Raw genomic sequence first — 23,969 nt, 5'->3', positions numbered from 1 at the left:
TTAGTAAGAGGGATGGGACGGAATAACAGTATAAAAAGGAAGTGGGAAGACCTTATGTGGCAAAAGAAATTTGTTGAAACCGAGCGGGGTACATTTGAAGTTTTTGTTTCAGGAAGTGGAGACCCATTATGCGTAACTCATTTGTATAGTGCTTTTGACGAACGGGGTAACACGTTTGCAAATCCATTCACCGCACATTATGAAGTGTATTTGGTGAACCTACGTGATTGCGGTAATTCCGTTACTTCAGAAAATCAAAGTCAATATAGTATGGGTGAATCAGTAAATGACTTGGAGGCTATACGCATCGCATTGGGATTTGAAAAATGGGGATTTGCTGGGCATTCAACAGGTGGAATGCTCGCTTTGAAGTATGCGGTTTTATTTCCTACCTCTTTAACGAAAATGATTGCCGGTGGAGCTGCAGCTAGTAAGGAATATAGTTCAGATCCGGGATCTATCTATTGTCATAAGAACCCCAAATTCCCAAGAATAATAGAGATTATGAATCAAATGAATGACTCTTCCACTCCGTTGGAGATTCGGAAACAACTAGGTAACGAATGGGCGGAAATGTCTTTTTATTCAAAAGAAAAACTAATAAACGCCATGAAAATGCCGAATAGCGGAAAAACAGTTGGACCGCGATTGGACTATTTTAGGAAAGTCGAAATCGGCACATATGATTTGAGAGAAGACTTGGCTCATGTAACCGTACCAAGCCATATTTATGCAGGCAGATTCGATGCTCAATGTCCGTATAAATATGGGGTAGAGATTGCTGAAATAATGCCTAATGCCAAATTGACAACATTTGAGCAAAGCAATCATAATCCATTTGTAGAAGAACAAGAGAAATTTAAGCATTTTGTAACGTCAACGTTGAAAAGTGCTGAGACACTTAGTTCATGAGAAATGGAGTGCGACGTAATGGAAATACTATTACCATTTGTCCTGTTACCGGGGTTTGGAGTTCTTTGGACGTTGAATTTAATGACGTTTATTGAAAAACTGCATAAAGGCAAAGACACGCATAATCAAAAGGTTCTTGGCGTATTTTGGACAATTTTGTTCTTAGTTGTTCTGTTCTACTGCTTCGTGATGGTAATAGATTACTAAATGAATTTGCCCCGGATAATATCATTTTTACACAGTACTCTTAAAAGTGATTGATTTCTGAATTCCTTTATGGTAATATTTTCTTGACGTATAGAAAGGGAGTGAGATTATGCAATTCAAAAACTTAATGAAGTTAACCTTGGGAATTGAATTTTTGCGTCTCACTCATTCGGATCAATAAAAAATGCACAAACCTCATTGTATGATGTGCGGTTTGGTAGGGGCATTTATATTTTAACAACATTTGAGTCACAGGGTTATTTACTATAACTTTGTGGCTTTTTGCCGTTTGCTAACGTTGTAGTGAATGACTATTTAACTCCCACGGTTGCTTCTTGAATGGAAGTGATCAGCTAAAATAATTGATTTAGCCATCATCAATGGATGGTTACTAAGATCGTTATGGAGAGGGAGATTGCATGTTGGAACAAAAGAACTTTGGCGTTAAGAACTTTATAATGAAAAACCCAGGCAGCACGATTGAAAATATTGCACGTGTTATTCAAAAAAATAATCATCTATATACGATTGCTACACTCGAACAAATAATATTTCAAGTAAGTGTAGCTCATAAACGTATAGATAAGGATTTTTATGTCGGTGACTTTGTTTTATTCAATCAGCAAGGTGACGAATACGTTTTAGAAGAACTGTTGGAAAGGGAAAATATCATTTCAAAAGCATCCAGCCATGCTGCGAAAAGTTATCACGTCTCTTGCTATGAGCAGATTCTTGCGACAAATGTAGATCAACTCTATATTGTTATCGCTGCTGACCAACGTTTTACGTTATCAAAATTCGAGCGTTACATGATGACATTCCATCAGGAATATGTGGAATTGGCTATATTACTATCAAAAGCGGATTATGAAGAAGAGACAAGAGAAATCATCGAGACGATTCATTTGAGTTACCCGGATGTAAAGATCATGCCTGTCAGTATGCATAAGCCCGAGACGATTCAGCAGGTGAAAGATTCACTGCGGAGCAGGCGAACGGCGATGTTCATAGGGGCATCGGGAGTGGGAAAATCCACATTAGTTAACGATTTGACTAGCTCTCACAGTGAATATACTAATTTAGTTAGGACGGACGGAAAAGGCAAGCATACGACAACCGTTACGAAGATGCTATATCTGGATGAAACAGATTCAGTCCTAATTGACAGTCCTGGCTTTAAAACGATCAGTACGACGAAAGAGATGGATGGCAGCATTCTATTTGCAGAAATTCAACATCTCGGAGAGCAATGTAAATTTAGTGATTGTACGCATAATCATGAACCGGGATGTGCGGTCATACAGGCTGTCGAAGATGGAGACCTATCTGCAGATCAACTAGGAAGATACGCTCTGTATGAAAAGAAGCTTAGGGGCCAGCAGAAACATGAAAATAAGAAGCAGATGAAAAAGCAGAAGATTACTTTGAAAAAGTAAATAGTAAGATAGAATGATTGCAAAAACCATAAAACGACAACATTCATAGGGGGAATATATCGTGGAAAATGAAAATCTATTGTTAATTGACAAAAAAGAAGGATTAAGTCTGGAATTCAGCAAGCTCGTAACTATGATGGCGTACACCAGAGAAACGACGCTTGCGGAAGTGCGGGAATTATCGATGGAGCAATTGGATTTCTTGGTGCACGCGCAAGCGAATTCAATCGGCATGCTGCTAGCGCATATGGCGTCTGTTGAAAAGGCTTATCAAATTGATACATTTGAAAAACGGGATTTTACGGAAAAGGAAATCGAATTATTTGGTCCGGCATTGAATCTTGGCAAGCCAGCACAGGAGCAAATACAAGGCAATCCGGTCGAATTCTACTTGGAGCAATTGGAACAAACTAGAAAGAAAACAATCGAGAAGTTTCAAACGCTGGAAGATGCATGGCTGTTCGAGCAAACACCGTTCTGGTGGGATAAACCCGCAAATAATTACTTCAAATGGTTTCACGTTTTTGAGGATGAATTAAATCACCGGGGACAAATCAGGTTGATTAAGAAAATGATGGAGATGTCTAATGAATAACAAAAGGATTGAACACAGTCCACGTATTCGATTCATCAATATCCAAATTCTGCCGATATAAAGTGTATGAGAGACGCCGAGGAAAAAATGGAGGGATGGAATGAGAGTTTCAGGCAACCAATTCATCACTGACGCATTAATGAACTTCGTGCCGCAAGCGAAAAATGATGCTACCGAAAAGAATGCTAACATCAAATCCGAAGCAGAGCGTCATATTGAAGATATGCGCAGGCTGGTGGCTGAAGAAGCGCAGTACCAGAAACGGATGGCGGCAGATCAAATCGCCAAGAAGATTGCGCGGGGTGAAAATGTTACGAACGAAGAAAGAGCGCAGTTACAAGGCATTGACGAGGAGAAGTTAAGAAAAGCAGAACAGGCGAACAATGAACGCAAGCAACTCAACGCCCGGTTAGCCAACGCCACATCAAAAGAACAAGTGAAAGCGATACTGCTGGAAGGGAAACTGTCTGCAGGCGCTATTATCGAAAAAGGTGACGAGCAATACGGCGAACTGTTGATGGAAGCTGTCCATCAAGCTGAAGCAGATCACTATGGACATAAACAGACACAACCGGATTCATCGATTGGTATAAGAGGGACAGGCGTACTTGACAAGCATGCTGCCATCTTTGATGTACGGTTATAATTCCAGAGAAATACAGAGCAAGCAGCCTATATATGGGGCTGCTTGCTCTGTTTGGTTATAGATGATTATCCTCTAAACGGCCACCACACGCCACGTCCAAACGATATCGTAATTGCTGGAATCAGCAACGGCAAGATGATTATGCCATATAGCAATAATCCCGTGATGACGATTGTCGCGATTTGCATGAGGCTTAGTACGCCTGAAGGCATCATCGCGCCGAACGTTCCAGCAAGGATGATTGCTGCTGTAATGATGACCGTTCCCATTTTCGCCATCGATGTCAATAGCGCTTCGCGTACATTCAATCCGCCAATGCTTTCTTCGCGGAAGCGATCGAGCAGGAAGATGGAATAATCGACCCCGAGCGCAATGAGCATGATGAAGCCGAAGAACGGAACAGCCCAGCTAATGCCGTCATAGCCAAGTCCATTGACAAAAATAAGTTCCGTGACGGCAATCGATGTGTAATATGTCAACAGCAATGAGCCGATCATATAAAGCGGCATGATTGCTGAACGGAACAGGATGAGCAATACAATGAACAATCCGACAAGCATAATTGTCACTGTGCGTGTAAAGTCCTTCGATGAGATCTCATTCAAATCGGAGTTCATGACGGAAATTCCGCTGAAAGCGACATCTACATCTTCAAAAGGCGTTCCGATGATGGAGCGCTTGACAGAATCCTTAATCGCATGAACGGTTGAAATCGCTTCACGTGAATAGGGGTCCTGATCCAAAATGACTTCCATGATAATACCGGATTCTTCACCAATCGTATAACGGTCAAGAACAGGTTCGAAATCTTCTTCTTTCAGCGTTCCAGAAGGGATGAAGAGGCCTGTGTCACGGACGCTTGTGGAATCGCCCATTTCTTTCATCATAGTGACAAGCTCTGTCAGTCCTTCATTGATTTCCCCGAGACCATTTCCAGCAGCTTCGATACCGGCAGCAAGTTCATTCAAGCCACCTGATAATGCACCAATCTGACTACCAGAACCGTCAATCTGGTCTGCAGCCCCATAGAGGCCCCCACTGATTTTCTTTAATTCGCCTTGCAGGGCAGTCAATCCGCCTGCTGCTTGAGCTGCGGGCATCCCTTGTTGAAGTCCGCCGGCAATTTGAGCGAGCTGCTCATTGATGGCACCAATGCCACCTGCAGCTTGACGCAAACCTGCGCCGCCGGAAGAGGCTTCTGAACCTGAAGGCAATTGACCCGCCATTTCGTTCAGGCCATCCTTCGCTTGACCGAGCCCATCCTGGACATCTGTTAGCCCGCCGATCGCTTCATCTAAGCCTTCTGCCATTAATGTCATCTGATGGTCGACATACAAGTCTTCAATCATTTCACCGGTAGGACGTGTAATGGTACGAACACTTTTAACGCCTTCCACTTTTTCGAGATCCTTGCTGATGGATTCCAAATAGGCGACATCGCGTTCGTTCACAATCGGCTTATCGTTCTTTAAAATCACTTGCACGGGTAATGAATCACCTTCACCGAATGCTTCAGAAATCCGGTTGAGTCCCATGACGGATTCTTTGCTGGCATCAATTTCATCAACCGTGTTAAAGGAAATGTCATTATTATACGTCAACAAGACCGGTATGGTGATGATTGCCACAACTAACATCGACAACAATGGACGCATAACGGATAATTTACCGAATGCTTTCCATAATCCGCTGTCTTTATGTGAAGCGGCGCCTTTGGATGGCCAGAACAATTTATCTTTCAATAAAACCATGAATAATGGAACGACCGTAAACAAAATCAGCAGCAGGACGGCAATTCCGACCGCGACGGCGACCGCCGATTTAAAGATTGGGAAGTCGGCAAATCCGATTGCTGCGAATCCGATGAATACGGCCAACGCACTGATGAACAATGTGCGGCCTGCTGTTTTGTACGTATTGACAATCGCATCTTCCACCGCGTGACCCGCAAGTAGTTCTTCCTTGTAACGGCTCAACAGCAAGATACAGTAATCAGTCCCGAGTCCAAACAAAATCGCCACAAGGAAGATTTGCGTGTAATTCGATACTGGGAAGTCGAACCAGTCAATGAAGAATGCGACGAATGATTGGCTCAATAAATAACTCATTCCGACAGCTAGCAATGGCACAAATGGCGTTACGATTGAGCGGAAAACGATGAGTAATAAGGCGAAGATTAAGACGACCGTAATGATTTCAGTCTTCTTTAATCCTTCTTGTGCGCTTTCATTGACGTCATCATTAATAATCGCTTCACCCGTCAAATACACTTTTTGATCCGTGGGTAGAATATCCGCATGGATTTTATCCGCGAGTGCGATAATTTCTTCATGAGTCCCTTCAACAGTGATCGGAAGAAGGATTGTCATTTTATCTTCTGAGACAAGCTGCTTCTCCATATCTTCACTTTCAAATGGATCTAGTACATCATTTACCGGTTTCCCGATTGCTTTGATTTGATTGGCGGTCTCGGAAATTTGCTTGCGCAGCGCATCATCTACTGGCTTATCGAGTGGATAAACTAACGATAACGTATCCTCTGCGGCACCAGCTTCGTTCAGAATATCAGCGGCTTTCTGTGAATCCGCAGTATCCGGCAATTGGAAAGAACCAGCGTCTTCCGCCTGCTTTGCAAGATCTGGCGAAAGAATGAATAATACGACCGTCATAATGAGTAGCCCGATGAAAATCGGCCATTTGAATTTTAATATATTTCTCAACAGTTACATCCCCTTAAATTGAAGAATTGATTTTAATTTGCGGAACGTCTCCACGAATGATTGGAGTTCTCGTTCATCGATCTGGTCTCCGAACAGTTTCATGATACTGTCATAGACGGCTTCACTTGAGACTTTGAGAATTTCAGTACCAGCCTCCGTCAGCAGCACTACTTTAGCCCGTTGATCATGTGGATCACGACTCGATTGGACAAGTCCCATTTGTTCAAGCTTTTTCAATCGCGTTGAAATAGCGCTTTTATGGACTCCTTGGATTTCTGCAAGTTTTGTGTTCGATAAAGGTCCCTGAGTCTCCAAGATTTTTAGAACCTGTATCTGTTCAGGAGAATACTCTTTCCAAATATCGATATCAACGGACTTCATGACGTGTTCCGTTCCGTAAATCAACACTTCCTCAAATAACTCTACAGCTTCTTTTAATTGCTCTTTCAATATAGTAGACCCCCTCAACTAATATACATAGTTTAGGGGGTCTACTAATTAACGTCAATTGATAGGAGAGGAGATGAAACGCATTATTAGTCTATAAAGCTTGATAGAGATGGGCTGAGAGAGTTTATGACAATTTAATGGCGGGTTTTTTTAGCATTAGCCTGTGGGCATCGAAAGCAATTAGAAAAAGAGCCATACCGCTGATAGATGGCGGTATGACTACTGTTATATGGAAATCTAATTCAAAAATGCCTGCCTTTGTTTGTCTACAGATAACACATTATTCTGCAGTGCCGGTAATGATTCCTTCGATCTTTTCAATGGGCAGAGGACCATACTCGCGGCTATCGTAACCTCTCCACCATTGATCAACGAGGATGAACACCGTATCTTTCTTTACAGATACAGCTGCCATGTCCATATTGAAATAGTCCCTTGTTGATTGTGCATCCACAATCGCGTTGCGAGGAGTTAATTCAAAGTACTCTTTCTCGCCCAAGCCACGCCTTGTTGCTTTACCATAAAACGTATCAAGCATCTTTCCATCGATATACACTTGGCCGCCTTTAATTTCTACCGTTTCACCAGGCAATCCTACAACCCTTCCGATATACATATCAGGAACTTCTGTATTTTTAGCGAGGACGGAGGATGGCATATGATAATAAACGGCCTGGCCTCGTTTGAACTCGTCGAAATCAGTTGAAACGACAAGCTGCCCGTGCTCATGAGATTCGAAGTCGTGATTTCCTCTATCCATCGAGTCTAAGCCCCATTCAATCAAAAATGTATGTTCATTTTGTGATGCGACTTTTAATCGTTCCGGTGTTATATCGTCGGTGACCGTCTCCAATGTATCCAAATAGATCCTTGAGGAATACCGGACACCGTCTTCACCCACTAGGATCCGCGGCCCCTCCTTTTCCAAATTGTAAGTGAATCCTGGTTTGCCTTCGACCTTAAGTGTGTACATGCTGCCACTTTGCGTTATCGTGTAATTTTCGTATGTGCCAGGCGTTAAAAGGGGTTCCTTGATTTTATATCTCTTTAAATAATTTTCTTTCGTTAAAGTAGGTTCATATCTGAAAGTGTTGAATCGATCCTCAATTATTAATGAAGTTCCATTGAATTCTAAAACGTATCGTGTAGGACTCGTTTGACTCGTTTGTTCCAAAAGCATGCGATCCCATGAAGCCGTTACATTCGTTGTTCCTGACTCGCCAATGTTGATATACAAGCCGATGCCGACGGAGAAGAGAACGATCAGTGAAACGATGGATGGCAACAATGACTTCATACGGAATTTCTTTTTTGAAGATTGCTGTTGGAAGAGTAGACGGCGTGCTTTCTCCTTTTGCACAGGAGTCGGTTGAAATGCATTTTTTAGATTTTCGAAATCCTGTTCCATATCTTCGTCAGATAAGTGTTTCATTCGAAAAACCACCTTTCTCCAGTTCTTTTTTGAATGCAGCAAGTGCTCTCGATAAACTCATTTTCACTTTTCCATCCGACCAATTAAGGATAGCTGAAGCTTCTTTCGTCGAAAAACCTTGGATTTTCCGCAGAAGGATCACTTGCTGATAACTTGGTTTCAATTGATGGAGCGCTTCGTAAAATTGCTTTTGCTGAGAATTTAAAAGGACGATTTCCTCTGAGGATCGTTCGTTCTTTGGGGTATAAGCATGCAAATCAAAGTAATATAAAACAGGATGCTTCTTTCTGAGATAGCTAATAGTTGTTGTATAGGCAATCCGGAAAATCCAGGTTTTTACATGGGAGTTGCCCTTAAATGTATGTTCATTCCGGATGACTTTCATAAATGTCTCCTGGGTCAGGTCCTCGGCAGTATGGGAATCCTTCACAAGCATGAGGATGTAGCTATAAACGGAATCATAATACTCACCAAACCACGCTTCACTGGACAAATCGTTCACCTCACTTAGTAATCACTTAGACGCAATCTATGAAGATCGGTAACGGTTTTATAGTAAGATAAGAGAAATTCATTAAATAGACAGGGAGGAACGAGGAATGAGGGGAATCATGTTTCAAATAAAAAACGAATACGGAAAGCAGTTGGCGGATCTATTAGTGGATATTGTCGATCCGGCATGGGTGTGGTCCATCGATCCGGTCGAATCGTACAAAGTGGAAAATGATACTTTGGCCGATTCGCTCTTCTTGGATGTAGTTATGGATGGTCAGGGGTTTTCAGAACTAATCAACACGCACATCCATTATCTCATATTTGCGGATTTGAAAGCTTTTCCAACGAGAGAAAGTATCGTCGAAGTAAAAAACGTTGAAGACTTCATGGGAAGTGAATGCCAGCTGGCTTTTTTATTAACCGATTCCGTCTATACACGGATTTTGGCTAAAGACGAAGAAGTGATCCGCAAACTTGGCGAACGTGCGCGATTGAAAGGTTTCACAGAAATCGAATATCTAACTGATGAGCAGGTGAGCGGAATGATGTTGACAACTTGGGGATAAGGGAGAAATTTGATTGTTCTATCTGTCGCTTCACCGGGAAAATGAGGAGAAACGGTCAATAAGGAGTGTTCTAATGTCCCGTTCACCGAGGAAATGAGGAGGAACGGTCAATAAGGAGCGTTCTAATGTCCCGTTCACCGAGGAAATGAGGAGGAACGGTCAATAAGGAGCGTTCTAATGTCCCGTTCACCGAGGAAATGAGGAGGAACGGTCAATAAGGAGCGTTCTAATGTCCCGTTCACCGAGGAAATGAGGAGGAACGGTCAATAAGGAGCGTTCTAATGTCCCGTTCACCGAGGAAATGAGGAGGAACGGTCAATAAGGAGCGTTCTAATGTCCCTTTCACCGGTGAAAAGAGGAGGAACGGTCAATAAGGAGCGTTCTAATGTCCCGTCCACCGGTGAAAAGAGGAGGAACGGTCAATAAGGAGCGTTCTAATGTTCCGTTCACCGGTGAAATGAAGAGAAACGGTCAATAAGGAGTGTTCTAATGTCCCGTTCACCGAGGAAATGAGTAGAAACGGTCAAATAAGCGTCCTCTAATTGCCCGTCCGCCGAGAGAATGAGTAGAAACGGTCAAATAAGCGTCCTCTAATTGCCCGTCCATCGAGAGAATGAGTAGAAACGGTCAATAAAGCGTCTTTTAATTGCCCGTCTACCGGTGAAATGAGTAGAAACGGTCAATTAAGCGTCCTCTAATTGCCCGTCCATCGAGAGAATGAGTAGAAACGGTCAATAAAGCGTCTTTTAATTGCCCGTCTACCGGTGAAATGAGTAGAAACGGTCAATTAAGCGTCCTCTAATTGCCCGTCCATCGAGAGAATGAGTAGAAACGGTCAATAAAGCGTCTTTTAATTGCCCGTCTACCGGTGAAATGAGTAGAAACGGTCAATTAAGCATCATCTAATAGCCCGTCCATCGGTGAAATAAGGAGAAACGGTCAAATAAGCGTCCTCTAATTGCCCGTCCATCGAGAGAATGAGTAGAAACGGTCAAATAAGCGTCATCTAATAGCCCGTCCATCGGTGAAATGAGTAGAAACGGTCAATAAAGCGTCATCTAATAGCCCGTCCATCGGTGAAATGAGAAGAAATGGTCAATTAAGCTACACCAATAACAGAAAAGAGCTGTCACTGATGATCAGGATCATGCACCTGACAACCACGACAGCTCTCTTCTTTATTTATTCACTAGTCAATGGAACTTTCCAATGATTTTCAACAGGATAATAGCTTCTCATCGCGACTAGATGCAATGTCAATTCCTCTGGCACTTCTTCTAATCCAATCACTTGTAAGTCGAACTTTGCTATATGTCGTCCGTTCTCGTCTGTTTCATCCAAAATGGAACCACTATACGTAGTAGGATAACTTTTCCCTTTCTCATCTACCGCAATCCAATCACCGAAACCTATGTCAAGCGATTCCATGCCGCCTTTCAACTTGACGATGACAGATTTGTCTTCACCGAATAGAGGTTTTTTCACACTATGGACGGTTAATTGATTTTCTTTAAAGTCGAACACCACTGGATGTTTCTTAACGCTATCCGTTTTAAATGTCTTCGAAATATCCGTCGCTTCTGTTTTATACACGCCATCCAGTACAAAGGTTAGTTGGTCTTCATCCTTAGGTACAAAGGAGTTTACCCATTTAGTACCGCCAGCTGCACCAATGTCTTCGCCCGATCCCTGTAGCATGCCGGATGCTTCCGAATCAGCACGTTCTGTTGAATAAACTACTTTTCCATCCTCATTTTCAATATGGTACATAATTTCTGTACTCTCACCAAATATAAGTGAATCCATAGTTTCTTTACCAAAGGTTTCCTCCAACTGACGCTTCGCCGCTTCAAACTTCATCTGTTCTTCTTCAGTGAATTTAGTCTCAAAATAGAGTGCCGCTGTAGAAGGAGCCGTTTGTAATTTTTTTAGAAGAACTTGAACTCCGTGGTGAACAGACGTCGCATCTTTCAAATCCACTATTTTCGTCAATTTACGATTTTCCTGCAAATCCACCGGAACTTCCAATTTCCAGTTGCCTTTCACTCCATTTATTTCGACTAAGTCAAACTGGATCGTTACATTTTCTGCTTCACTATGATTGCTCATAGTAAACTCAATGTTTCCGTAATCGCTTCCTTCCTGCCAATCTGTTCCCCATTGACCTAGCTCGCGACCGTTTTGATCGAAGGCTGTAACGGTATTGCCAGACTCGTGAAATTTTAAATCCGTATCCATCGGTTTGCCGTTTTTATTTAAAATCTTATAAGAAAGCGAGACCCTTGAGGAGTCGGCGACGACGTCTTCCACGACAAACGTCAGTCCCTGATCTTCGACTTGCAAATCAACCCGTTGGATGAGACCAGCATCTGCAGCCATTTTCAACCCATCATCGACTTGGTCGGTTGAGAACAGACCCCCGAGAAATTGGGCAAAGCTTGGATTGACTGTTGCCCCAATGCCAACTGCCAAAACGAGTCCTGCAGCTGAAACCGCAACACGCTTCCAAGTGGCATTGCGCCGAAGTTTTTTGGATTTCCTATAAGGCTCCACTTGTTCTAAAATTAGGTCACTAAAGTTCTCTGGTAACATGGGTGTTTGTAGAGTTTCTTCAATGAAGCGATTTTCTTCCTTAAAAGCATCGACGATTTTCGAACAAGACGAACATGAATGAATATGCAATTCTAAAGTTTCCCGTTCCTCTTTAGGCAACAAATCATCTGTAAGTTGCGATAGTTTATCTATCGTTGGACAGGTCATGAAAATAGCCTCCTTCACGTTTTGTAGTTTCTCTCATTTTTTTCTTAGCCCGGTGCAATTTATTACGGACCGTTGAAAGCGGAACGCCCATAATTTCACTAATTTCCTCGTAGTTTACTTCATTCACATATCGCAGAAGAATAATAAGACGTTCATCGTCAGGTAATATTGAAACCAATCGCTCCAACTGACGGCTTTTCTCGTGTTTCAAGAAAATAATTTCCGGATGATTCGGATTGACCACTTTTTCTTCGTCTACTTCAACTTGCACCGTTGTATACTGCTTTTTCCGGAATTCATCCATACAATGATTGATGGCCACCCGGTAGAGCCAGCTCGAAAATGAACCGTCTGCTTTGTATTTATCAAGATTACGGTAAACTTTGATGAAAGCATCCTGTACGAAATCTTGTGCATCTTGTGGGTTTCTCGTCATCCGTAAAACGGTCGCATACAGCTGATTTTTATATTTGTTAATAATGTTGGCATAGGCTTCTTTATCGCCAGCTAATACTTGTTTGACCCACAGCTGTTCTTCTTCCATAATAGCCTCCTTGCTAAAACGATCATGCGCATGTGTCGTTTTGTGGTTCAATTAGTATAACGGGTTCACCTACTGAATAATTTCACCTTGTAGAAAATTAATGCGCATTTGTCAGAAGGATGTATGTGAAAAGCATCGCTTATACACTGTCTGTTTTGGGAGTAGGTTGAAATTCACAATACAATCAATTCTATATGATAAACTGATGGGAAGTTGATAGGAAGGGATGATCATGAATGACGAATTCTTGGCATGAGCGCTTTTCTGCTGACGAATATGTATATGGAAAAGAACCGAATCAGTTTGTTGTGGAAGCTGCGGGTGTTTTGCCAAAAGGGAAAGTTCTCTGTATCGCTGAAGGCGAAGGCCGCAACTCCGTCTATTTGGCAGCTGTCGGGTTAGACGTAACCGCATGGGATTACGCTCAGTCGGGTTTGGATAAAACCGCACGATTAGCGGATGAAAAAGAGGTAACAGTCAAAACGGAACTCTGTGATTTGGCCGATGTCGAATGGGAAGCGGAACAATGGGATGCTATCATCCATATTTTTGGCCACTTACCGTTAGACGTAATGGAGCGGACATTCGAGGGTATCCGGAAAGCTCTGAAACCTGGTGGATATTATGTCAGCGAGTTATATACAAAAGAACAGCTTCGCTATGGAACTGGCGGACCACGTGTGGAATCGATGCTCGTCGATCCCGGTATGCTACTCGAGGAATTTGACGGATATTTCATCAAACACTTCCGCGTAGGTGAAGTGGATCGTGAAGAAGGGCAACTCCATACAGGCACGGCGCACGTAGTCCAAAGCATTTTTCAAAAAAGAGAGGAAGAAAAGTAATGGATGGTAAAAATAGAAGCGATGTAAAGCCAGGTCTAAAAGTTGCGGTCATCTTGAAGAAGGACCAACGTTCAGGTGTAAAAACGGAAGGCGTTGTCAAAGATTTATTGACAAACTCCAGCTTCCATCCGCACGGCATTAAAGTGCGACTTGAAGATGGACAAGTAGGAAGAGTATGTGACATTTTAGGCTAACCATAAATCGTGCGGCGTGCAGTGCTTGTTCTTGGAATCGCGTTCAAGCATTGCGTCTGGCCGATTTAAGAAAACCCCGCGTTCACTGTGCAGAAAAATTAGCCACCGCCGCTCCTGATAAACTACTATTAATCCTCGAATCTTTCCACAAAACACATATAAATCACTCATATTATCAGTTATACTTGTAAGAAAAATAAGTTTTCATATTCTAGGAGGATGCTGCTTGCAGAAAGTATGGGGGATTTTATCGGTTGCATTCATCATGGCGCTTTTATTTCCGCTCGTTGCTGTCATTGTTTTTATTTCTTATTTCTCCGATTCACGCTATATTTTTCCTTTTGTAATAGCTGCCTATATTTCTCTTGGCGGATTTCTCGTGATGGCGCGTTTCGAGCTTCATCGCTTTAAGAAGTTCTTCTTCATCGGGTCCGGTGTGCTGATGGTCATTGCACTCCTATTTGTCACACCAGAACTTTATGATAAAACACGTAAAGTCATTAGTGATGGATCGATTGAAGTCGCAGACTATGAGCCTTTCCAAAAGAACACGAAAGCCGTGAAACTCGATGAACCGACAACGCTGAAAATTGATAGTGATCTGCCCGTGATTGACGGCGCAACCGCATTGTATCCAATCTATTCTGCATTTGCGCAAGCCGTTTATCCAGAGAAGGATTACCCGGTGCATGGCAGTGAAGTGATGTCGAACCGAACAGGTCAGGCTTACACAAACGTCATTAACGGCACAGCAGATATTGCTTTTGTTCTTGGGCCATCCGCCAATCAATTAAAGCAAGCCGAGAATGCTGGCAGGGAATTGACATTCACACCGATTGGCAAAGAGGCATTTGTGTTCTTTGTTAATTCGAAAAATCCAGTTGAATCATTGGAAGTAGATGAACTAAAAGGGATTTACGCAGGGAAAATCACAAACTGGAATGACGTCGGTGGGAAAAGTGAAACAATTCGAGCATTTCAACGTCCTGAAAATAGTGGAAGTCAAACAGCCCTCCAAAAGTTCATGGGCACAACCGTTATCATGAAGCCTCCGACGGAAGATATTGCGTCGCTCATGGGGACGGTTATCGGTGAAGTGGCTGACTATAAAAACCACAATAATGCAATCGGCTATACGTTCAGATACTACTCCACCCAGATGGTGAAAAACAATAACATCCGCCTGCTCAATGTGAATGGCATTGAACCGACTGTCGAGACAATACGCTCGGGTGAGTATCCGATCACTCATGAGTTTTACGCGGTGACGGCAGGAAGTGAAAATCCACATGTCGAAGCGTTCCTTGAATGGATCTTGTCTGAACAAGGTCAGGATATTATTGAGAAGACGGGGTATGTGCCGATTCGGAAATGAGTGGTTGACTTGAAAAAAGTATTGAAGATTACAGGGATTGTATCCGGTATCATTATCGGGATTTTGGTTGTGCTAATCTTATTGATAAATTACTTCTTTTTCAGTATGCATCAGTTGCCGGATGGTGATTTTCTGACTGACGAAAGATCACCGAGCGGGGATTATACAGTAAAGGCATATGTGTCTCGCAGCGGAGCAACCGTAGCGGATGCAGTGCGAGGCGAAGTGGTTTATCATAAGAAAAAAGATAAAACGAAGAATATCTATTGGGAGTACCGTGAAAGTGAAGCGGTCATCCAATGGCTTGATGAGCATACTGTTTCGATAAACGGCGTTAAGCTAGACGTGCGGAAAGACATCTACGATTTCCGAAAGGATAAAAAGTGAAGGAGTGAATTGTAATGGCCTTCTTAGATCACTTACAAATCAAGCACCCCATCATCCAAGCACCTATGGCGGGAGTGACAACGCCTGAATTCGTGGCGGCAAGCGCGGAAGCGGGAATTCTAGGTTCTATAGGTGCGGGCTATTTATCCGCTGAGGCAACACGGCAAGCGATCCGAGACGCAAGAAAACTGACAGACAAACCGTTTGCGGTCAATCTGTTCGTGCCTGAAGAGGTGGAAATGGACCAGGAATTGTTCCGCGAAGCGTATGTAGCGTTGCAACCGATTGGCAAGAAGCTCGGTATGCCTTTTTGGAAAGTAGCTTTATCTGAATCCGGCTTTAATGAGCAAGTCGATGTCATCATTGAAGAAGGTATTCCAGTCTGTTCGTTTACATTCGGTCTGCCAAGTGAGGCAGTTGTACTGAAGTTGAAACAGCGCAACATTTTCCTGATCGGTACGGCAACGTCAGTAGAAGAAGCGGTGTTGGCTGAAAAACGAGGAATGGATGCGGTCGTCGTCCAAGGAAAAGAAGCTGGAGGACACCGTGGTTCATTCATTGCGGAAGACATGATACCTCTAGAGATTTTAGTCTCTGAAGCCGTAACGAAAGTCACACTGCCCATTATCGCAGCTGGCGGTATTGCGAATAAGCAACACATGAATGATATGCTGGAAAAAGGGGCACAAGCCGTTCAGCTAGGTACAGCTTTACTCGCAACCGAAGAAAGTGGCGCACATCCTCTATATAAAGAAGCCGTATTGGATGCAGAAGAAGGGTGCACAGTCGTAACGAAAGCCTTCTCCGGTAAATCCGCTCGAGGCATTCACAATCAATTCATCACGATGATGGCAAACACGAGGGTCGCTCCTTATCCAATCCAAAATGATCTGACGAAAAAGATTCGAAGTGAAGCCGCAGTGCAAGGGCGTCCCGAGTTCATGTCGTTATGGGCGGGGGAAAACGTGCACGAAACTGTGAGTGGATCTGTGAGTCAGATAGTGGAAGCCTTTAAATGATTAATTAGCTATACATTACCGTCAACTGAATAAACGAACAAAGAGGCGGCCAAACCGGTCGCCTCTTTTTACATATACCAAAGCAGTTCATACTTCATTTTCTTCCCTTTTTCACTTTGTTGGTCCACAACTGTCCATACGCCCTTCTCCAGTTTCACATGATAAAACATATTCATGCCATCTGCTCTTTTGAAAAGGATATATGCTTCACCATCTTTAACAAAGGTCACAGGATTGATGACATTTTTATAAGGCGGCTCGATATCCGGACTCAAAAGGTTCATGACGATTTCTTCGGCAATTGAAGCAAGTGAATTGAAGTCATTTTGCTTTTCGGCCTTATAGCGGAGTTGGTTGTAATCATATCGTTCATACGGAAGTAAGTTGAGATGAAAGGATTGCTTGATATCAATGAGTACTTCCTTGTAAAACCTCAACATGTTCTTTTCCTCGTCATCGCCTTCATGCGAGAAGTTAATCATATCAACGCCAGACGGAGTTATGCTGAAACGGATTGACTCTTTGCCATACGGTGGATTTTGTGCATTTTCAAACGTATTGACGAGTACATCTACAATGAACGCAAAGCCACCATTATCTTCGCGTTTAATGTTTATAATGTCGGCATCGTACAATCCATATGATTTGTCATAGCCATAATGCTCGATGATTGCTTTCGATATATGCGGGTCAAGCATCGTAAGAAAAGCGTCTTCGATGGAGTTCTTGTCGACAGCCGTGTTTGCGTAGGATAATGTCGGAAGTGTGAATGCTGATAGTGTGAAAAGGATCATAAGGATAACGGATTTATTCACGATGAATACCTCCTATCTTGGTTTTGCCGTTAGGATTGCCTATAGAGCGCAAACGATACAATCGGTTTCTTGGAAATGAAGTTTATGTCCGGAGGCGACAGTGGATACGCTATAATGAATTGAAGTTAGTCACTAAGCAGCGGAGGATTCTATGAAAAAATATATTGGTGAAATCGGCTTGTTCATAACAGCCATCATTTGGGGAAGTGGGTTTGTCGGCAGTGCGGTTGCCCTGGAATCGTACACACCCTATCAAATTTTAGCGGGACGGTTCTTGATTGGCGTTGTGCTCTTATGCGCCGTTTTTTATAAAAAGCTTCAGTTCATTTCAAAAAGCGCATTAATGAAAGGCTCTATCTTAGGAATATTTCTATACATCGCCTTTGCGCTGCAAACGGTCGGTCTGCAATATACGACACCTTCCAAAAATGCATTTTTGACCGCTGTGAATGTTGTCATCGTACCATTTATCGGCTTGCTCATTTACAAACGTAAACTTGATATATTTGAAGTGGCGGGCGCATTTTTAGCAATGTTTGGTGTAGCTGTTTTATCACTCCAGCTGTCAGCGGAAATTAATATCGGTGATTTCTTGTCATTTTGCTGTGCAATTGCTTTTGCATTCCATATCTTTTACACATCGCAATTTGTGAAACAGGAAGACCCCATCATTTTGACGATTGTTCAAATGGGTATGGCAACTTTCATTGGTTTCGTTGTTGTGCTTGCAAAAGGTGAAGTGGCATTCAGCATGCAACCAGGCGCTTTAGCGTCGTTACTTTATTTAGGAATCTTTTCGACGACGATTGCATTTTTATTGCAGACGGTTTCACAGAAATTCATTACCGAAACGAAAGCAGCCATTATTTTGTCGACCGAATCACTGTGGGGCATGGTCTTTTCCATCATTATTTTAAGCGAAGTACTTACGCTTAAGATGGGCATTGGCGCTGTTTTGATACTAGTGGCGATTATTTTATCTGAAACGAAATTGAACTTTTTAATAAAGGGTAAAATGAAGCGTATTACTTAACGGAAAGAGCTAATGAAAAAGAATCCATTTTGAAGGATATTTCTTCAAAGTGGATTCTTCAGGATAGTTTCTTGTTTTCACGAATTAATAACTATTCATATAGATCTTGTTGACTCGTACCTTACGGATACGTTTAAAGTGAAAGAAGAAGGAGGGAGCATGTGTTATCAATCGGAAAAACGGCACGTCTAATAGGGGTTACTGTTAAAGCTATCAAACATTATGAGGAAATCGGCCTTGTCCATCCTGCTTTTGTAAACCCTGATTCAGGCTATCGGTATTATTCACAACAGGAGCAACAACAGCTTGTTCGGATTAAAACATTACGAAATTTCGGTGTGTCCCTTGCAACAATTTTGCAAGAGGGGGATGAACAGATGGAATTGCTATTACTGAATCGAAGACGGGAAATTGAAAGTGAAATAAATGATTTACAAGGGGCAATGCAAGCAATTGAACGACTATTATCAAAGGGGGAAAAACAAATGGAAACACGTATTGTGGAAAGTGAAGGGTTTGTTGTGAGAGGGTATGAAGTGAAAGGGCCGGTAGCGGACATTCCTGCCAAATGGGATATCTTGAACGGCGACATCCGTGAAGAAGGAATTGTGGTCGAGGAATCATTCGGTGTATGTTTGAAAATGGAAGAGGGAATTATTCATTATATTGCTGGATTGAAGTCAGACTTAGCGCAACAATTACCTGGGACGGATGAAGTGATCATTCCAGCAGGGAAATTTGTCGTCGCAAGAGTGGAAGGCGGTATCCCGGGTATTCCAGCAGCATACGATTTTATTATTCAAATGAAGGACATTCAGCTGCGAGAGTCCTATGACTTCGAACGATATGTGCATCCTGCAGGTTCGACAGAGGACATTATCGAGATTTGGATGCCGATTGAATAACGATGTTTTATTTACAAAGCCTATATATCATCGGATACTAAATTAATGTTAGAAGAAGGTCCGTCTTAAAGGGTGAGTGGTTTACAAGTGTTTTGTGAACCGCTTATCCTTTTTGTGTATTCGATTATAATAAGGAAAAGGAGAGATGGATTATGGAAACACGCATTGAAATACTAGAAGAATTCAAAGTGAGAGGTTTTGAATTGAAAGGGTCGGCTTCACAAATCCCGGCACTATGGGATAAGTTGTATGCAGAAACTTCAGTAAGCGGGTCGAAAGCGGAAGAATCATTTGGAGTTACATTGGCAATAAAAGAAGGAGTGTTTCATTATTTAGCAGGCATTAATGCGGAGCTAGCAGAGGGCATTCCTGATACACAAGAGGTTTTGATTCCTAGTGGGAAGTTTATTGTAGCGAAAGTTGAAGGTGGAGTCGAAAAGATTCCTGAAGCCTTTGGTAGACTCATGCAAAGGAAAGATATTCAACTTCGTCAGAGCTATGCTTTCGAACGATATATTCATCCTGTGGGTTCTACAGGGTATGAGACGCAAGTTTGGGTTGCGATTGAGTGAAGTGTGATCGCTTTGATAATTAATCGGTATAAAAAAAGGACCAACTTGCGGTCCTTTCTGTCTCATCTTCATTCAGCTTTCTTTAAATACAGCGCTTTGTCTTCATCCATATCTTTCACAATATCATTGCTAATAATAGACTTTCCAGTAACACCTTCCAGTCCTTCAAGTACAGATCCATCATTTACACTCGTATACTTCCCATTAGTAGCTGTAAGTGCAACGTAATTTCCTTCTGCTCCGCCACCACTATTCATGACGATTATTTCCTTGTAACCGTTAGTCATCTTATCGCTTATAATGACTGGTGTTTGAATAAGCGTTAGAGCTTGGTTCAATTGCAATTCACCTGAATCCTTCTGTTTCAACAGCAAAGCAGTGCTTCCGCCAGAACCACTTGAATAAGGCCCCATGACGACGGTGAAAATTTCGTCTTTCCCATCTCCATCTAAGTCCACATAATTATAGTAGTATTTGGTCGTTTCCAAGTCTTCTTCTGGAATTTCGAAATAGTCGATGATTGTTTTTTCAAGTGTTGCATTACGCTTTGATTCTCCATAGACACCGATAATAGGATCCGTGGAATCCGTTTTTTTCTGCGTGGTATCTTTTGCCGGTGCTAAGGCATTTTCATCTCCAATTGTTGTAGTAGGTTCTTCAACTGTCTTATTTGTATCATTTCCATCCGATCCGAAAACGATGAGGGAACTTGAAGCTGCGAAAATGACAACAAATGCACCTAGGGCTACGAGACCTTTCTTTTTACTACTGCTTGATGAAATATTTTTAAATCTCTTTTTCACCACTTTAATCCCTCCGTTATAATTTGATGTGAATACACTTGATTTATAAGTTTGGTGTTCAACTGAATGCAAAATTGTTTCCATATAGCGTTTCTTATACACTTGATCTTTTCCACTGATTACATGTTCATCACAAATCATCTCAATTGTTGCATTGAATTTCTTTGAGAGTAAGTGAACAAAAGGATTAAACCAATAAAGCGCTCGTACGAGGAACAATACAAATTTCACTTCGATATCATGTCGTTTAAAATGTGTCAGCTCATGTTTTAAAATTAAATATAAGTCTGTTTCTGGATAGTCGAAATGCGGAATGACAACGGTTGGTTGAATAATGCCATAGAGCATCGGACTTTTCACGATAGTCGATCGGCGTAATGCGACCGCTCTTTTAATGCCCAGATCAGCTTTCACTTTCCCGAATAGGATTTTTTGTTCAGGAGTTGCTTCTAATGACCAACGTTTGTTGTTCCTTACAAAATAGAAATAGCCCAACAGATGATAAAGTGAAAATAGGAGGATTCCAATCATCCAAATCGAAGTTCCGAATTTCAGTAAAGAGGCGGTTGACCATAAACGATTCTGATCGCCATTAGTGATTGTTTCAGCTTGACTATGTACGTCCTCGGGTAGAGCAATGTTCGAAAGAAAAGGGGCTTGCCAGGTTGTAGGTTCTTGCCATACTTGTCCTGCATCAATTTGTATTGGTGCGTCCGGAATCGTAAATGGGATTGGCAACATTAGGCGAATCATGATGGCTAGCCAAACAAAATACTGTAATCGCGCACTATACTTTTTTTCTAACAGCGGTGAACACATACAGACGACTAAAATGAGAATGGACATCATGATGGATATTTCTAGCGTATTCAAAAATATTTTTTGCATCATCATTTTGAATCCTCCGAGGGCAGGCTATCCAAAAAATCTCTTAACTCTTGGATTTCCGCTTCGTCTACAGCTTTACTATCATTTAATTGGGCGATAAAGTTTTTCACAGAGTTCCCGAAAAACTTCTCTAACATCGTTTTACTTTCCCTATGCGCATAATCTTCTTGGCTCACTAATGGATAGTACGTATTCGTTTTACCTTCTTTTTCGATCCTTAAGAATCCTTTTGTTGTCAGTCTTGATAAAAATGACAGAATCGTTGTAGGTGCAAGCACTTTGGATTTATCCAGGTGTTCTTGGATATAACTGCGCGTAACACCTTCGTTTGACTCCCAAATGATCAACATGATTTCAAGTTCTGCATCAGGTAATCTTTTCATTGTTTCCTCCCTTCTTCTACATATGTAGAACGTTATATTTAGTATTCTACACTTGTAGAATGAGATGTCAATTCTTTTCTTGACTCTCACGTTACGTCATACTTTAAAGTAAGTAATGAAGGGAGGCGAGAGCGATGAAAGTGAAACAGATGGCAGCATTATCAGGTGTAAGTGTGCGCACGCTTCACCATTATGATGAAATCGGTTTACTCGTACCGGATACATTGACGGAGGCGGGTTATCGTGTTTATTCTGATGATAACGTAGCTACACTCCAGCAAATATTGTTTTTTCGTGAACTTGGCTTTCCTTTGAAAAAAATCATTGAGTTATTGAAAAGTCCTACATTTGATCGGTTGGAGGCGTTTGAGCTGCAACGCAATATGTTGATGGCGAAACGCGTGCAATTGGACACGATGATTGAGACGATCGACAAAACGCTGCAATTTGAGAGAGGAGAAAGAGAGATGACGAACGAAGAGAAATTTAAGGGTTTTGACTTTGACTCAAATCCATATGAGCAGGAAGCGAGGGAGCGTTGGGGGAACGAAGCTGTTGATAAAGCAAACAAGAATGTTGCAGGTTTTGGTAAGGATGGGCAAGAGGAAATGAATCGCATTTATTTCAAACTTGCTGAGCTCCGCCAAACAGATCCTAAATCCGTTGGAGCGCAAGAGGCAATCGGGGAATGGTACACATGTGTAAACAAAATGGGGGATTATTCGCTGGAAGCATTTGCTGGTTTAGGTGAAATGTATGTCGCGGATGAGCGTTTCATGAAGAATATTGACAAGTTCGGGGAAGGCTTGGCGGAATTTATGCGTGATGCGATGAAGGTATATGCTGGGAAGTGAGAAGAGGGTGAAGGAGTTCTAGAAGCAAATATGGACTTCTTTGATACATTATGGACTTTTGCAGGCAGATTTGGACTTTTCCGAAGAGAAATGGACTTTTGATGAGCTTATGCGTTTATGGAGGAAATTGAATGCCGTGTGGGTTATACACACGGTACTTTTTTTATTTTCAAGAAAACAGGGAATGTTAGTGTGATTCGTAGTATAATAGAAAAACCATCAATAGGTTCTTGTTCATTCCGCCTACATATTGCCTTTCATTCTTTCATACATATGTTTAAAATTTCAATCCGGTGAAACTCCGAGCATGGTTGACACGTATAATACATATATAGAAAAAATTTGCGTATTGTGTCTATAGACGACTGCAACTCAAGACTTACTTACGGTTCCACCTGCAGACGGTTTAGCTTCCGGGAGAGATTGTACATACTTGTAGAGAGATGAGTTAGGGGTTGGGAGAATGACGAAAACAATCTATATCGTACTGACAGATACTGGCACATTGCTATCCAAGGCAATTGGCATGTATACGCAGAAGGAATTGAATCATGCATCCATCGCATTCGATGAGCAATTGACTGAAATATATAGTTTCGGACGGAAGCAGCAGTACAATCCGTTTTTAGGTGGGTTTGTCCGTGAAAATGTAGCTACTGGAATTTTTGAGGACGCTGCTTGTGCAGTGTATCGATGTGAGGTTTCGACGGAAGCGTATGTGCGGATCCGTCAGAAAATCGTGCAGTTCGAGATGAATCAGGATGAGTATAAATACAACTTTATCGGTTTGTTCGGCGTGGCGCTGAATAGAGAAATCATACGTAAACGGGCATATTTTTGCTCGCAATTCGTCGCAACTGTCATGCAGGAAAGTGAGATGCACCGTCTTTTGACAAATCCTTGTCTGACGATGCCACATCACTTGGCATGTTTGCCACATATGGAGCTTGTATATGAAGGCAATTTGCAAAACTATTTACGATTAGTAAGAGGGCAACAAGCGGAACGTCCGATTCGGATGGGACTCTGGAAAAGTCTGGCGTTTCGTCTGCTTGCCTAATGAATGAGGAAAGCTTCTCAATTATAGGAGAAGCTTTTTTCAGTTTTTAGTGAGATAATGAAAAAAATGATGT

At 42.1% G+C, this 23,969-nt stretch carries 25 protein-coding genes; 16 read left to right on the top strand and 9 right to left on the bottom strand.

Annotated elements, in window-relative coordinates:
* Positions 1 to 54 precede the first annotated feature (54 nt).
* From QWT69_RS15470 to QWT69_RS15450, 5 genes are all read left to right on the top strand, one after another.
* Positions 55 to 912, top strand: a complete 858-nt coding sequence (locus QWT69_RS15470; protein ID WP_317967158.1) for an alpha/beta fold hydrolase — start codon at positions 55 to 57, stop codon at positions 910 to 912.
* A gap of 18 nt (positions 913 to 930) precedes the next feature.
* Positions 931 to 1,119: a hypothetical protein gene (locus QWT69_RS15465; protein WP_317967156.1), complete on the top strand. Its 189-nt coding sequence runs from the start codon at positions 931 to 933 to the stop codon at positions 1,117 to 1,119.
* Between the two features lie 419 nt (positions 1,120 to 1,538).
* Positions 1,539 to 2,555, top strand: a complete 1,017-nt coding sequence (rsgA, locus tag QWT69_RS15460; RefSeq protein ID WP_317967154.1) for a ribosome small subunit-dependent GTPase A — start codon at positions 1,539 to 1,541, stop codon at positions 2,553 to 2,555.
* 133 nt (positions 2,556 to 2,688) lie between these two features.
* The gene (locus tag QWT69_RS15455) at positions 2,689 to 3,150 is read left to right on the top strand and encodes a DinB family protein (RefSeq protein WP_317971135.1); all 462 of its coding nucleotides are present in this window, start codon (positions 2,689 to 2,691) and stop codon (positions 3,148 to 3,150) included.
* A gap of 100 nt (positions 3,151 to 3,250) precedes the next feature.
* Positions 3,251 to 3,796 (top strand): hypothetical protein, encoded by a 546-nt coding sequence (locus QWT69_RS15450; RefSeq protein WP_317967152.1) that lies wholly within the window; start codon positions 3,251 to 3,253, stop codon positions 3,794 to 3,796.
* 65 nt (positions 3,797 to 3,861) lie between these two features.
* Here QWT69_RS15450 and QWT69_RS15445 read toward each other — a convergent pair whose 3' ends face one another.
* From QWT69_RS15445 to QWT69_RS15430, 4 genes are all read right to left on the bottom strand, one after another.
* The gene (locus QWT69_RS15445) at positions 3,862 to 6,516 is read right to left on the bottom strand and encodes an MMPL family transporter (RefSeq protein ID WP_317967150.1); all 2,655 of its coding nucleotides are present in this window, start codon (positions 6,514 to 6,516) and stop codon (positions 3,862 to 3,864) included.
* A gap of 3 nt (positions 6,517 to 6,519) precedes the next feature.
* On the bottom strand, positions 6,520 to 6,966 hold the full coding sequence (locus QWT69_RS15440) for a MarR family winged helix-turn-helix transcriptional regulator (RefSeq protein ID WP_317967148.1): 447 nt from the start codon (positions 6,964 to 6,966) through the stop codon (positions 6,520 to 6,522).
* Between the two features lie 280 nt (positions 6,967 to 7,246).
* Positions 7,247 to 8,398: a signal peptidase I gene (lepB, locus tag QWT69_RS15435; RefSeq protein ID WP_317967146.1), complete on the bottom strand. Its 1,152-nt coding sequence runs from the start codon at positions 8,396 to 8,398 to the stop codon at positions 7,247 to 7,249.
* A complete protein-coding gene (locus QWT69_RS15430; RefSeq protein ID WP_317967144.1) occupies positions 8,382 to 8,891 on the bottom strand; it encodes an RNA polymerase sigma factor in 510 nt (169 codons plus the stop codon). Before QWT69_RS15430 ends, lepB begins: the two co-directional genes overlap by 17 nt.
* 106 nt (positions 8,892 to 8,997) lie before the next feature.
* On the opposite strand from QWT69_RS15430, the gene QWT69_RS15425 reads away from it, so the two are divergent.
* Positions 8,998 to 9,459 carry a DUF2691 family protein gene (locus QWT69_RS15425; RefSeq protein ID WP_317967142.1) on the top strand — a complete coding sequence of 154 codons (462 nt, stop codon included), beginning with the start codon at positions 8,998 to 9,000 and terminating at the stop codon, positions 9,457 to 9,459.
* A gap of 1,182 nt (positions 9,460 to 10,641) precedes the next feature.
* Here the strand turns inward: QWT69_RS15425 and QWT69_RS15420 are convergent.
* Both QWT69_RS15420 and QWT69_RS15415 read right to left on the bottom strand, forming a co-directional pair.
* Entirely contained in the window at positions 10,642 to 12,219 is a 1,578-nt protein-coding gene (locus QWT69_RS15420) for a DUF4179 domain-containing protein (protein WP_317967139.1), read from the bottom strand.
* Positions 12,197 to 12,763 (bottom strand): RNA polymerase sigma factor, encoded by a 567-nt coding sequence (locus QWT69_RS15415; RefSeq protein ID WP_317967137.1) that lies wholly within the window; start codon positions 12,761 to 12,763, stop codon positions 12,197 to 12,199. Before QWT69_RS15415 ends, QWT69_RS15420 begins: the two co-directional genes overlap by 23 nt.
* 236 nt (positions 12,764 to 12,999) lie before the next feature.
* Here QWT69_RS15415 and QWT69_RS15410 point away from each other — a divergent pair, with 236 nt between their 5' ends.
* The 5 genes from QWT69_RS15410 (at position 13,000) to QWT69_RS15390 (ending at position 16,583) form a co-directional block, all read left to right on the top strand.
* The gene (locus QWT69_RS15410) at positions 13,000 to 13,608 is read left to right on the top strand and encodes an SAM-dependent methyltransferase (RefSeq protein ID WP_317967135.1); all 609 of its coding nucleotides are present in this window, start codon (positions 13,000 to 13,002) and stop codon (positions 13,606 to 13,608) included.
* Positions 13,608 to 13,802 carry a YwbE family protein gene (locus tag QWT69_RS15405; protein ID WP_317967133.1) on the top strand — a complete coding sequence of 65 codons (195 nt, stop codon included), beginning with the start codon at positions 13,608 to 13,610 and terminating at the stop codon, positions 13,800 to 13,802. Before QWT69_RS15410 ends, QWT69_RS15405 begins: the two co-directional genes overlap by 1 nt.
* A gap of 226 nt (positions 13,803 to 14,028) precedes the next feature.
* Positions 14,029 to 15,177 carry a PstS family phosphate ABC transporter substrate-binding protein gene (locus tag QWT69_RS15400; protein ID WP_317967131.1) on the top strand — a complete coding sequence of 383 codons (1,149 nt, stop codon included), beginning with the start codon at positions 14,029 to 14,031 and terminating at the stop codon, positions 15,175 to 15,177.
* A gap of 9 nt (positions 15,178 to 15,186) precedes the next feature.
* A complete protein-coding gene (locus QWT69_RS15395; protein WP_317967129.1) occupies positions 15,187 to 15,564 on the top strand; it encodes a DUF5412 family protein in 378 nt (125 codons plus the stop codon).
* Positions 15,565 to 15,578: 14 nt separating this feature from the next.
* Positions 15,579 to 16,583, top strand: a complete 1,005-nt coding sequence (locus tag QWT69_RS15390) for an NAD(P)H-dependent flavin oxidoreductase (protein ID WP_317967127.1) — start codon at positions 15,579 to 15,581, stop codon at positions 16,581 to 16,583.
* Positions 16,584 to 16,651: 68 nt separating this feature from the next.
* Here the strand turns inward: QWT69_RS15390 and QWT69_RS15385 are convergent, their stop codons facing one another.
* Complete coding sequence (locus QWT69_RS15385) at positions 16,652 to 17,398, bottom strand: DUF3888 domain-containing protein (protein WP_317967125.1); 747 nt, start codon at positions 17,396 to 17,398, stop codon at positions 16,652 to 16,654.
* A gap of 151 nt (positions 17,399 to 17,549) precedes the next feature.
* Here QWT69_RS15385 and QWT69_RS15380 point away from each other — a divergent pair, with 151 nt between their 5' ends.
* From QWT69_RS15380 to QWT69_RS15370, 3 genes are all read left to right on the top strand, one after another.
* Positions 17,550 to 18,431, top strand: a complete 882-nt coding sequence (locus QWT69_RS15380) for a DMT family transporter (protein ID WP_317967123.1) — start codon at positions 17,550 to 17,552, stop codon at positions 18,429 to 18,431.
* A gap of 161 nt (positions 18,432 to 18,592) precedes the next feature.
* Complete coding sequence (locus QWT69_RS15375; protein ID WP_317967121.1) at positions 18,593 to 19,336, top strand: GyrI-like domain-containing protein; 744 nt, start codon at positions 18,593 to 18,595, stop codon at positions 19,334 to 19,336.
* A 152-nt stretch (positions 19,337 to 19,488) separates the two neighbouring features.
* Positions 19,489 to 19,908: a GyrI-like domain-containing protein gene (locus QWT69_RS15370; RefSeq protein ID WP_317967114.1), complete on the top strand. Its 420-nt coding sequence runs from the start codon at positions 19,489 to 19,491 to the stop codon at positions 19,906 to 19,908.
* A 68-nt stretch (positions 19,909 to 19,976) separates the two neighbouring features.
* On the opposite strand, the gene QWT69_RS15365 is transcribed toward QWT69_RS15370, so the two are convergent.
* Positions 19,977 to 21,605 (bottom strand): M56 family metallopeptidase, encoded by a 1,629-nt coding sequence (locus QWT69_RS15365; protein ID WP_317967112.1) that lies wholly within the window; start codon positions 21,603 to 21,605, stop codon positions 19,977 to 19,979.
* Positions 21,602 to 21,982 (bottom strand): BlaI/MecI/CopY family transcriptional regulator, encoded by a 381-nt coding sequence (locus QWT69_RS15360; protein ID WP_317967110.1) that lies wholly within the window; start codon positions 21,980 to 21,982, stop codon positions 21,602 to 21,604. The genes QWT69_RS15365 and QWT69_RS15360 overlap by 4 nt, the downstream gene beginning before the upstream one ends.
* Positions 21,983 to 22,116: 134 nt before the next feature.
* On the opposite strand from QWT69_RS15360, the gene QWT69_RS15355 reads away from it, so the two are divergent.
* Positions 22,117 to 22,836, top strand: a complete 720-nt coding sequence (locus QWT69_RS15355) for a MerR family transcriptional regulator (RefSeq protein WP_317967109.1) — start codon at positions 22,117 to 22,119, stop codon at positions 22,834 to 22,836.
* A 463-nt stretch (positions 22,837 to 23,299) separates the two neighbouring features.
* Positions 23,300 to 23,896 (top strand): hypothetical protein, encoded by a 597-nt coding sequence (locus tag QWT69_RS15350; protein ID WP_317967107.1) that lies wholly within the window; start codon positions 23,300 to 23,302, stop codon positions 23,894 to 23,896.
* Positions 23,897 to 23,969 lie beyond the last annotated feature (73 nt).

Origin of the sequence: Sporosarcina oncorhynchi (assembly GCF_033304615.1) — a bacterium.
Classification (GTDB): Bacteria; Bacillota; Bacilli; order Bacillales_A; family Planococcaceae; genus Sporosarcina; species Sporosarcina oncorhynchi.
Note: the sequence above shows the minus strand (reverse complement) of the source record. Positions and strands in the feature narration are given on the sequence as shown.

What these genes read in the sequence shown, in the direction of transcription:
- QWT69_RS15415 (WP_317967137.1), bottom strand. Translation starts at nt 12,763, where the DNA reads ATGGAAGAAGAACAGCTGTGGGTCAAACAAGTATTAGCTGGCGATAAA.
- rsgA (WP_317967154.1), top strand. Translation starts at nt 1,539, where the DNA reads ATGTTGGAACAAAAGAACTTTGGCGTTAAGAACTTTATAATGAAAAAC.
- QWT69_RS15425 (WP_317967142.1), top strand. Translation starts at nt 8,998, where the DNA reads ATGAGGGGAATCATGTTTCAAATAAAAAACGAATACGGAAAGCAGTTG.
- QWT69_RS15405 (WP_317967133.1), top strand. Translation starts at nt 13,608, where the DNA reads ATGGATGGTAAAAATAGAAGCGATGTAAAGCCAGGTCTAAAAGTTGCG.
- QWT69_RS15470 (WP_317967158.1), top strand. Translation starts at nt 55, where the DNA reads ATGTGGCAAAAGAAATTTGTTGAAACCGAGCGGGGTACATTTGAAGTT.
- QWT69_RS15370 (WP_317967114.1), top strand. Translation starts at nt 19,489, where the DNA reads ATGGAAACACGCATTGAAATACTAGAAGAATTCAAAGTGAGAGGTTTT.
- QWT69_RS15410 (WP_317967135.1), top strand. Translation starts at nt 13,000, where the DNA reads ATGACGAATTCTTGGCATGAGCGCTTTTCTGCTGACGAATATGTATAT.
- QWT69_RS15390 (WP_317967127.1), top strand. Translation starts at nt 15,579, where the DNA reads ATGGCCTTCTTAGATCACTTACAAATCAAGCACCCCATCATCCAAGCA.
- QWT69_RS15355 (WP_317967109.1), top strand. Translation starts at nt 22,117, where the DNA reads ATGAAAGTGAAACAGATGGCAGCATTATCAGGTGTAAGTGTGCGCACG.
- QWT69_RS15350 (WP_317967107.1), top strand. Translation starts at nt 23,300, where the DNA reads ATGACGAAAACAATCTATATCGTACTGACAGATACTGGCACATTGCTA.
- QWT69_RS15365 (WP_317967112.1), bottom strand. Translation starts at nt 21,605, where the DNA reads ATGATGATGCAAAAAATATTTTTGAATACGCTAGAAATATCCATCATG.
- QWT69_RS15465 (WP_317967156.1), top strand. Translation starts at nt 931, where the DNA reads ATGGAAATACTATTACCATTTGTCCTGTTACCGGGGTTTGGAGTTCTT.
- lepB (WP_317967146.1), bottom strand. Translation starts at nt 8,398, where the DNA reads ATGAAACACTTATCTGACGAAGATATGGAACAGGATTTCGAAAATCTA.
- QWT69_RS15455 (WP_317971135.1), top strand. Translation starts at nt 2,689, where the DNA reads ATGATGGCGTACACCAGAGAAACGACGCTTGCGGAAGTGCGGGAATTA.
- QWT69_RS15420 (WP_317967139.1), bottom strand. Translation starts at nt 12,219, where the DNA reads ATGACCTGTCCAACGATAGATAAACTATCGCAACTTACAGATGATTTG.
- QWT69_RS15450 (WP_317967152.1), top strand. Translation starts at nt 3,251, where the DNA reads ATGAGAGTTTCAGGCAACCAATTCATCACTGACGCATTAATGAACTTC.
- QWT69_RS15380 (WP_317967123.1), top strand. Translation starts at nt 17,550, where the DNA reads ATGAAAAAATATATTGGTGAAATCGGCTTGTTCATAACAGCCATCATT.
- QWT69_RS15360 (WP_317967110.1), bottom strand. Translation starts at nt 21,982, where the DNA reads ATGAAAAGATTACCTGATGCAGAACTTGAAATCATGTTGATCATTTGG.